Here is a 7,517-nt window from a genome sequence, read left to right on the forward strand (position 1 = left end):
CTCTCTCGCAAGCTTCCTGAAGGAGTTGGGTGACCGGCTTGCCGGAGTGGTGGGGATGGTTGCGGTCCCGGTGCCAGCCAGTGATCCAGTCGGCGGTCGTGACAATATCGATTCCGGCTTCGAGCACCGCGACGTAAAGGTCCTCGTCGGGGAACACGCCATGAAAAGTCAACACGTCGGGCTTCGCCGCGATGATCTCGTCGATGGAGCCGGTGGCTTTGACGCCGACGCGGGCCAGGCCGGCCAGTTCACCGACGTCCTTACCGACCTTGTCCGTTGAATAGCAGTGCACGCCAAGCAATTGCAGGTCGGGCTGAGCTGCGATGCGCTTGATCATCTCGCTGCCGACGTTGCCGGTGGCCACCTGGAAGACCCTGATCGGCTGACTCATGCGGTTACCTTTCGCGGGACGGTACGAAGTGGGCTCAGTTGCCGGCGTTGCCGGCACTGGCGGCGGCTAAGTCGGCGGCACCGCCGCCTTTACCGTCGGGATAGAACTGCTGCGCCCACCGGCGGATGGCGCTGAACCCCTGTAGCTCTGAACCGGTCAGCGCCGGAGGGTCGGAATAACGCTGGTGTGACCAGATGTGTATGTCCTGGCTGAACTGGGCGATCACCTCGTCGCCGAACAGCTGGGCTTTGGTGGCGGCCCGCTCGGTGTCCTTGCCGGGCGCGCGGCCGATGTACACCGTGAATCGCACGTCGGAGGTGGACTCGTCGACCGGTGTGACACAGGAGATGGTGCGGTTGTCGACCATCCCCCAGCTTCTGGTCACGGCGATACCGAGTCCACCGTTGACGGCTTCGACGCCGCTGTTGACGTCCTCGATGTGCTGGTCGTCGGCGCCTTCGAAGGTGATGGTGAAGTCGACGTAGGAAACTGGGTCGTCGAAATCATGGCGGGTGAACACTGGCACGATCGGGGTGTTGTGCACGTATTTGAAGTGCGCGAAGTCGACGCCGTTCTCGAGCACGTACTGGGGGTGCATCTCCAGTGCCGTTCGGCACAGTCGCTGTTGCGGGTAGTAGTCGGCGGCGCTGCGATCGTCGGCGAACGACGCGAAGGTGTCCGGTGCATCGAAGAACGGTTCACGGCCCACGGTGTCGTGCCAGATGTACACCGACTCATTCCGTTCGACCACCGGATAGGTGCGGATGCGCCGGCCGCGGTTGGGCCGGTCCTCGTACGGGATGCACACGTTGCGGCCCTGCTGACTCCACTGCCAGCCGTGGAAAGGGCATTGCAGCACTTCGCCTTTCACTGTTCCGCCATAGCCGAGGTGTGCGCCGAGGTGTTCACAGTAAGCATTCATCACGGTCAGCTGACCAGACTCCGCCCGCCAGGCGATCAGCTCCTGGCCGAAATATTTCATGATGTGGACTCTGCCGACCTTGATCTCGTCAGACCAGGCGACTTGGAACCAGCCGGTCGGTTTCATCGACAGCGGCGGCTTAACCATTACCGGTGATCCTTTCGGTCGGCACCACTGGAGCTCACATCGGACTCTAGGAATGTTTCGTAGAGGTGTCAATGAAAGCGTTTGCAGAGTTACCATCAGACGGTGCCCGAACCGGACAGTGCGACTCGCAGGTCCAACCGACGCGGATTGGCCACGCGTGAGGCACTCCTGGCGGCGGCGATCGAGGCGCTCGCAACCGGTGACCGGGCAGCGGTTTCAGCCAACCGCATCGCCAAAAAAATCGGGGTCACGTGGGGCACCGTGCAGTACCAATTCGGTGACGCCGACGGATTGTGGTCGGCGGTTTTGCGTTTCACCGCCGAGCGCCGGGCCAACCTGTTCGTTGACACCGACACGACGCTCTCCCTACGGGCGCGCGTCGCCGACATCATCGACACCCTCTATGACGGATTGGACACCCCTGATTCGCGGGCGATCGAGACTCTACGTGCCGCGCTGCCGCGCGAGCATGCCGAACTGGAGCGTCTGTATCCGCGCACGGCAGCGGAGCTTCGCTCCTGGGGCCGAAGCTGGCACGAGACATGCCAGAAGGCGTTCGCCGACCTGAGTGTCGATCCCCAACGGGTCCGCGAAGTGGCCACGCTCATCCCCGGTGCCATGCGGGGCTTGACGTCGGAACGCCAACTCGGAACCTACGCCGATCTCGACGAGGCGCGCCGCGGCCTGACCAACTCCATCGTCGCCTACCTCGAACCGCCGCAATCGCGCTGAAGCCCGACGACGAAATCGCCACATCACACTGGACACACCAGTAACCTGCTGTTGGTGAGCAGCGCCCTGTTAGCCAACGGCCGAGGGCGTTGGCTGGCATTCGCGGCCTCGATCGCCGCCTGCGTCGCGATCTTCCACGCCCACAGCACAGAGCCGCGGTGCTGCGTGGAGGTGCCCAAAGCGATTCCGTTCAGCCAAGCAGCTGTGCCGAACAGCGCCCCTCTGATGGTCGCACCCGCGCCGGCAGAATTGCTGGCGGCCAGCGCACCTGTCAGCAGCAGGGAAGTTCCCTTCGCGTTACCGCCCGGCATCGCCCCGGAAGTAGGATTGCAGGTTCACACCATTCGAGCCGCCCGCGCCATCAGCGTTTTGTTCCCGGAGATCACCACAATCGGTGGGTTTCGCCAGGATCCGTTGCAATGGCATCCCAACGGGCTGGCCATCGACGTGATGATCCCGAATTACCGCAGCAAGGAGGGGATTCAGCTCGGCAACCAAATCGCCGGATTCGCACTGGCGAATGCGAAGCGCTGGGGAGTACTGCACGTCATCTGGAGGCAGGCTTATTACCCGGGCATCGGCGCGCCGAGTTGGACGGCAAACTTGGGTAATGAGACCGCCAACCATTACGACCACGTCCATATCGCCACCGACGGCGGCGGATATCCGACCGGGCAGGAAAGCTACTACATCTGACGGTGCGCAACCCGGCTCAGCCGTAGGACACCGGGTAATAGGACGCCGAACTGCCGGTGCCATTGCAGGTCACAGCGACGCTGTATTGAGCGCCGATCAGGGTGATCACGATGTACTGGGGAGTCGAAGGGTTGGGCCCGGTCACAAATTTGTTGGCGTCCCACGGAAGCGTCGGCGGGTCCACCCCGATGGAGTGGTAGTGGCAGATCTCCGTCACCCCGGGCGGGTTGGTGGTGTCGACGATGGTTGCGAACACGCTCAGCCCGCCGCCGCCGTAGATCACCTCGAGGGTGCCGCTGTCATACGGCGCATGCCTCAAGGCGCAGGTCATCACCTGCGAATCCGCTCTCGGTGCTTGCACCCCGGCCAGCAGCAGGGCCTGCGCTGACCTTCCTCCAATTCTTCTTGAGTTCGCCTGATGCGGCGCTCTCGCGTGGTCGTCTTCTTGGCATCCTCGACCCAGCAGATGAACTCGTTGCGGGCCAACGGCGTGATGTCCGTCCAAGCGGCGAGTGCCGAAGCGTTGGTCAGTAGTGCCGTGCGCAGGTCGGCCGGCAGATCGTGCACAACGCCACCGGGCACCTGCTGCATGGTCACGGGGAAAGGATAAGTAAAGCTCGACGGGAATTGGTATTCCAATGGTGAAAGGAATTTGTACTGGCGCGCGATGTCGGTCGCGTCACTTCGTGAGGTCGTGCGTCAGGAACCGTGCCGGCGGTCTACGGAAGGAAGCGCTGTACATTCCCGCCAACTGAGGTAGGACCTCGCCCGCGAACAGCTCGAAATTTTCCGCCAGGCGCTCGATCTGGGCTGGTGCCCGCAGATACACCCGGGTAATGCCCAGCTCCGCATACGGACCGAGCTGATCAACGATCTGCGCCGGCGAGCCGCTCAACGCCGTTCCGTCGAAGATTTGGCAATTGCGCCGACTAGAGCAGATCGGCGTAGGTGGCGCCGTTGCTGGGATCAGTGAATATCCGGCAATCCATGCGCTTGTCCTTCGCCCGCGAATCGTTCGCTGCCCTGAGGTAGCCGTTCATCACCATCCTGTCCAAGGCGAGAACACCGCACGATCGGTCAACCGGCCGTCCGTGGCCGGTCGGCCAGCCCGAGGCGCAAGTGTTCGCTGTGGTAGATGGCTTCGTCGAGCAGTTGGGCGACGTGGTTGTCGTAGAGGCAGTACACGATGTTGCGGCCGGACCTGGCGCCGCTGACCAATCCGAGATTGCGAAGCAGCCGCAGTTGGTGTGACACCGCTGACTGCTCCATTTTGATCGCGTCGGCCAGTTCGTTCACCGGCAGCGGCCCCTGGCGCAATTGAGTCAGGATCAGTAACCGGCTCGGGGTGGCCAGTGCCTGCAGCGTTGTCGCGACGTGAGCCGCGGCGTCCAGGTCCAGCGGGGCCGTCGGGTGATCGCGGCCCTCGACACCATGTCCCATGCAGCGCATCCTACGCGGTCGGAACACATGAAGAGATGTTCATGTATTCTGGTATCGTCGCGCTGGTCCGTTCGTCCCATCGTGGAGGTGACTATTGGTGGCGTCGCTCCTCATTAAGAACTTCCCGGAATCGGAAGCCGAAGTTTCGGGGCGCAACACCAGTGCCTTGGCGCTATCCGAGATGCGCTGGGCTGCTGCGGCGTTGGTCTTGTTCCTCGTGGGCCTAATGCTTCAGCTGGCCCGCGGCCCCCAATGGATCTGGTGGACAACGTATCTCGTGTGCTATGCCGCCGGGGGGTGGGAACCGGCGCTGGCCGGTGTGCGGGCACTACGTCAGAAGGCCCTCGACGTTGACTTGCTGATGGTCGCCGCCGCAGTCGGTGCTGCGGCGATTGGGCAGATCACCGACGGCGCGTTGTTGATCGTCATCTTCGCCACCTCCGGGGCGCTCGAAGCGCTGGCCACGGCGCGTACCGCGGACTCGGTGCGCGGGCTGCTCGACCTGGCGCCGGAGACCGCCACCCGGGTGACCGGCAAAGGCGACGAGGAAACAGTAAAAGCAGCCGAAGTGGATGTCGGTGATGTGCTGCTGGTACGTCCCGGTGAGCGGATCGGCGCCGACGCCACGGTGATCGCCGGCGTCAGCGAAGTCGACGAAGCCTCAATCACCGGCGAACCGCTGCCCAAGGACAAGCGCGCCGGTGACGAGGTTTTCGCTGGAACGCTCAACGGCACCGGTGTGCTGCGGATCAAGGTTAATCGACGTGCCGAGGAATCGGTGGTGGCCCGCATCGCCGCTCTGGTCGAGCAAGCCAGCCAGACCAAGGCCCGTACACAATTGTTCATCGACAAAGTCGAGCAGCGTTATTCGATCGGAATGGTCGTCGCCACCATCGTCGTGTTCGTGGTACCCATGCTGCTCGGCGACACCGCGCAGCGCGCGTTGCTGCGGGCGATGACGTTCATGATCGTGGCCTCGCCATGCGCGGTGGTGCTGGCGACTATGCCGCCGCTACTGGCGGTGATCGCCAACGCCGGCCGGCACGGTGTACTCGCCAAGTCGGCCGTGGTCATGGAACGGCTTGGCGCGACGACGCGAATCGCCTTCGACAAGACCGGCACGTTGACGCGCGGCGTTCCCGAGGTCAGCGAGATTTTCTGCCTCCACGAGTCAGTGGGTGAGGATGAGATGTTGATGTTGGCCGCGGCCGCCGAGCATCCCAGCGAGCACCCGTTGGCATCAGCGATCGTGCGCGCTGCTCGCAACCGCGGCTTGCAGATACCCGGCGTCGACAGTTTCACGGCTCGTCCCGGCCGCGGGGTGACCGCAATGGTGGGTGGCCGGTTTGTTGCTGTGGGCTCAGTGTCAGCCGTGCGGCAAACGGTTGGCGCTGCCGACAGTGAGCCGCCGACCGGGGCGGTCGACGCTGTTCTGGCGCGCGGGTTTACCGCGGTGGTTGTGACCTGCGATCACCAAGCAGTTGGTCTGCTGGGTATCGCCGACCAACTGCGCCCGGAAGCCGTGACGGCAGTCGATGCTGCGCGTCAGCTGACCGGTGCGCCGCCGATACTGCTCACCGGAGACAGCCAGGCCACTGCCGACCAGTTGGCCGCTCAAATCGGCCTCACCGATGTGCGAGCCGGACTGCTCCCCGACGACAAGGTCGCCGCCGTGCGGCAGCTGCAAAATCAAGGGGAGCAGGTCACCGTCGTCGGCGACGGCATCAACGACGCCCCCGCCCTCGCGGCCGCGGACACCGGAATCGCGATGGGCGGCGCGGGATCCGACCTCACGCTGCAGACCGCCGACGCCGTGGTCATCCGCGACGACCTCACCGCCATTCCCGCTGTCATCCTGTTGTCCCGGCGAGCGCGTCGGGTGGTGACAGCCAATCTGATCATCGCCGCAACCCTCATCGCCGTGCTCGTCGTTTGGGACCTTGCCGGCACGCTGCCGCTGCCGCTGGGGGTGGCCGGGCATGAAGGATCTACCGTCATCGTCGGACTCAACGGGCTGCGGCTGCTCACCGGCCGGGCCTGGCGTCGCGCAGCGGAGCCATGCGCTAACGCCTTGGCGCGTACATGATCACCGCCACCCCCGCCAGGCACACCAGCGCGCCGATGACATCCCACCGGTCGGGGCGAAATCCGTCGAAGGCCATTCCCCAGGCAAGTGAGCCGGCGACGAACACCCCGCCATAGGCCGCCAGAATCCGGCCGAAATGGGCGTCTGGCTGCAAAGTGGCCACGAAGCCGTACAGCCCCAGCGCGATCAATCCGGCTCCGATCCACACCCAGCCACGGTGCTCGCGGACACCGCGCCACACCAACCACGCGCCACCGATCTCGGCCACCGCGGCCACCAGAAACAACAGACTTGAACGCAGCACCATAGCTGGCGACCATACGAGATCAACCGAACCGGCCGTACCGTGCCAGTACGCTAGCCACAACCCGCTTCGGCGCGGCCAGTGGAGATCGCTCGGACCGCGTTATCGGGACCCGCGGTGAAAAGGCAGGTAGGAAATGACACGGCTCGATCACGTCGTTCTGTGGACCTCCGATGCCCAGGCATCCGTCGACTTCTACACCCGGGTGGTGGGGCTGAGTCCGCTGCGGCTCGAGGAGTTCAAAGCCGGACAGGCACCGTTTCCAAGCGTCCGCGTGTCCGAGGACTCGATCATCGACCTGATCCCGTTGGCCGACGCTGGCGGGACCGATTCGATGACGAAAGTCATTGGCAGCGCCGGACATCCGGTGAACCACGTGTGCATCGCGATGTCGAAGGCTGAATACGACGCGCTGGATGGACGACTGCAGGCCGAAGGGGTTGACACCAGTGCCCGGCTCAACCATTCATACGGCGCTAGAGGCTGGGCGCCGCAGGGGTATTACTTTCCGGATCCAGACGGCAACGTGGTCGAAGCCCGCTACTACGAATAGCCGGCTCCTGCTCCGGAGTTTCCGCCGTGCGTCGAGTGGGTAATCGCCGGAGCCGTGTCGGTGTCCAACATCTCCGTAGGACCCGTCGAGCAGCGGTGGCCCGACGTGCAGCGCATCGCCGTCCTGCGCGGGGGCGGTCTGGGTGATCTGTTGATGGCGGTGCCGGCGATGGAGGCACTCGAAGCCGCCTATCCCGACGCGGAATTGGTGCTGCTGTGCCCGCCGTCGCTTGTCGGGCTGCTGACC

Annotated in this window: 10 protein-coding genes and 2 pseudogenes; 5 read left to right on the forward strand and 7 right to left on the reverse strand. The window is 64.2% G+C overall.

Annotation, left to right across the window (positions count from 1 at the left end):
- Nucleotides 1-391, reverse strand: a pseudogene (locus tag WA317_RS05205) (dihydrodipicolinate reductase); the annotation flags it as partial.
- Between the two features lie 34 nt (nt 392-425).
- A complete protein-coding gene (locus WA317_RS05210) occupies nt 426-1,460 on the reverse strand; it encodes a Rieske 2Fe-2S domain-containing protein (RefSeq protein WP_425172026.1) in 1,035 nt (344 codons plus the stop codon).
- Between the two features lie 102 nt (nt 1,461-1,562).
- On the opposite strand from WA317_RS05210, the gene WA317_RS05215 reads away from it, so the two are divergent.
- Together WA317_RS05215 and WA317_RS05220 are read left to right on the forward strand one after the other, a co-directional pair.
- Complete coding sequence (locus WA317_RS05215; protein ID WP_425172027.1) at nt 1,563-2,192, forward strand: TetR/AcrR family transcriptional regulator; 630 nt, start codon at nt 1,563-1,565, stop codon at nt 2,190-2,192.
- 45 nt (nt 2,193-2,237) lie between these two features.
- On the forward strand, nt 2,238-2,888 hold the full coding sequence (locus WA317_RS05220; protein WP_425172035.1) for a glycoside hydrolase: 651 nt from the start codon (nt 2,238-2,240) through the stop codon (nt 2,886-2,888).
- A gap of 16 nt (nt 2,889-2,904) precedes the next feature.
- On the opposite strand, the gene WA317_RS05225 is transcribed toward WA317_RS05220, so the two are convergent.
- The 4 genes from WA317_RS05225 to WA317_RS05240 form a co-directional block, all read right to left on the reverse strand.
- Nucleotides 2,905-3,219, reverse strand: a complete 315-nt coding sequence (locus WA317_RS05225; RefSeq protein WP_425172028.1) for a hypothetical protein — start codon at nt 3,217-3,219, stop codon at nt 2,905-2,907.
- Nucleotides 3,219-3,485, reverse strand: coding sequence for a YdeI/OmpD-associated family protein (locus WA317_RS05230; protein ID WP_425172029.1), 267 nt, complete (start codon nt 3,483-3,485; stop codon nt 3,219-3,221). The genes WA317_RS05225 and WA317_RS05230 overlap by 1 nt, the downstream gene beginning before the upstream one ends.
- An 82-nt stretch (nt 3,486-3,567) precedes the next feature.
- Nucleotides 3,568-3,783, reverse strand: coding sequence for a hypothetical protein (locus WA317_RS05235; protein ID WP_425172030.1), 216 nt, complete (start codon nt 3,781-3,783; stop codon nt 3,568-3,570).
- A 182-nt stretch (nt 3,784-3,965) separates the two neighbouring features.
- Nucleotides 3,966-4,328, reverse strand: a complete 363-nt coding sequence (locus tag WA317_RS05240; protein ID WP_425172031.1) for an ArsR/SmtB family transcription factor — start codon at nt 4,326-4,328, stop codon at nt 3,966-3,968.
- Nucleotides 4,329-4,425: 97 nt separating this feature from the next.
- On the opposite strand from WA317_RS05240, the gene WA317_RS05245 reads away from it, so the two are divergent.
- Nucleotides 4,426-6,414, forward strand: a complete 1,989-nt coding sequence (locus tag WA317_RS05245; RefSeq protein ID WP_425172032.1) for a heavy metal translocating P-type ATPase — start codon at nt 4,426-4,428, stop codon at nt 6,412-6,414.
- On the opposite strand, the gene WA317_RS05250 is transcribed toward WA317_RS05245, so the two are convergent.
- Complete coding sequence (locus tag WA317_RS05250) at nt 6,392-6,721, reverse strand: YnfA family protein (RefSeq protein ID WP_425172033.1); 330 nt, start codon at nt 6,719-6,721, stop codon at nt 6,392-6,394. The genes WA317_RS05245 and WA317_RS05250 overlap by 23 nt on opposite strands.
- Nucleotides 6,722-6,854: 133 nt before the next feature.
- Between WA317_RS05250 and WA317_RS05255 the strand changes: the two genes are divergently transcribed.
- Nucleotides 6,855-7,271, forward strand: coding sequence for a VOC family protein (locus tag WA317_RS05255; RefSeq protein WP_425172034.1), 417 nt, complete (start codon nt 6,855-6,857; stop codon nt 7,269-7,271).
- Between the two features lie 60 nt (nt 7,272-7,331).
- A pseudogene (locus WA317_RS05260) lies at nt 7,332-7,517 on the forward strand (glycosyltransferase family 9 protein); the annotation flags it as partial.

Origin of the sequence: Mycobacterium sp. (genome assembly GCF_049802695.1) — a bacterium.
Classification (GTDB): domain Bacteria; phylum Actinomycetota; class Actinomycetes; order Mycobacteriales; family Mycobacteriaceae; genus Mycobacterium.

Bases quoted from the DNA above. Each gene is read 5' to 3' on its own strand.
- WA317_RS05210 (WP_425172026.1), bottom strand. From the start codon at position 1,460: ATGGTTAAGCCGCCGCTGTCGATGAAACCGACCGGCTGGTTCCAAGTC.
- WA317_RS05225 (WP_425172028.1), bottom strand. From the start codon at position 3,219: ATGACCTGCGCCTTGAGGCATGCGCCGTATGACAGCGGCACCCTCGAG.
- WA317_RS05240 (WP_425172031.1), bottom strand. From the start codon at position 4,328: ATGGGACATGGTGTCGAGGGCCGCGATCACCCGACGGCCCCGCTGGAC.
- WA317_RS05250 (WP_425172033.1), bottom strand. From the start codon at position 6,721: ATGGTGCTGCGTTCAAGTCTGTTGTTTCTGGTGGCCGCGGTGGCCGAG.
- WA317_RS05255 (WP_425172034.1), top strand. From the start codon at position 6,855: ATGACACGGCTCGATCACGTCGTTCTGTGGACCTCCGATGCCCAGGCA.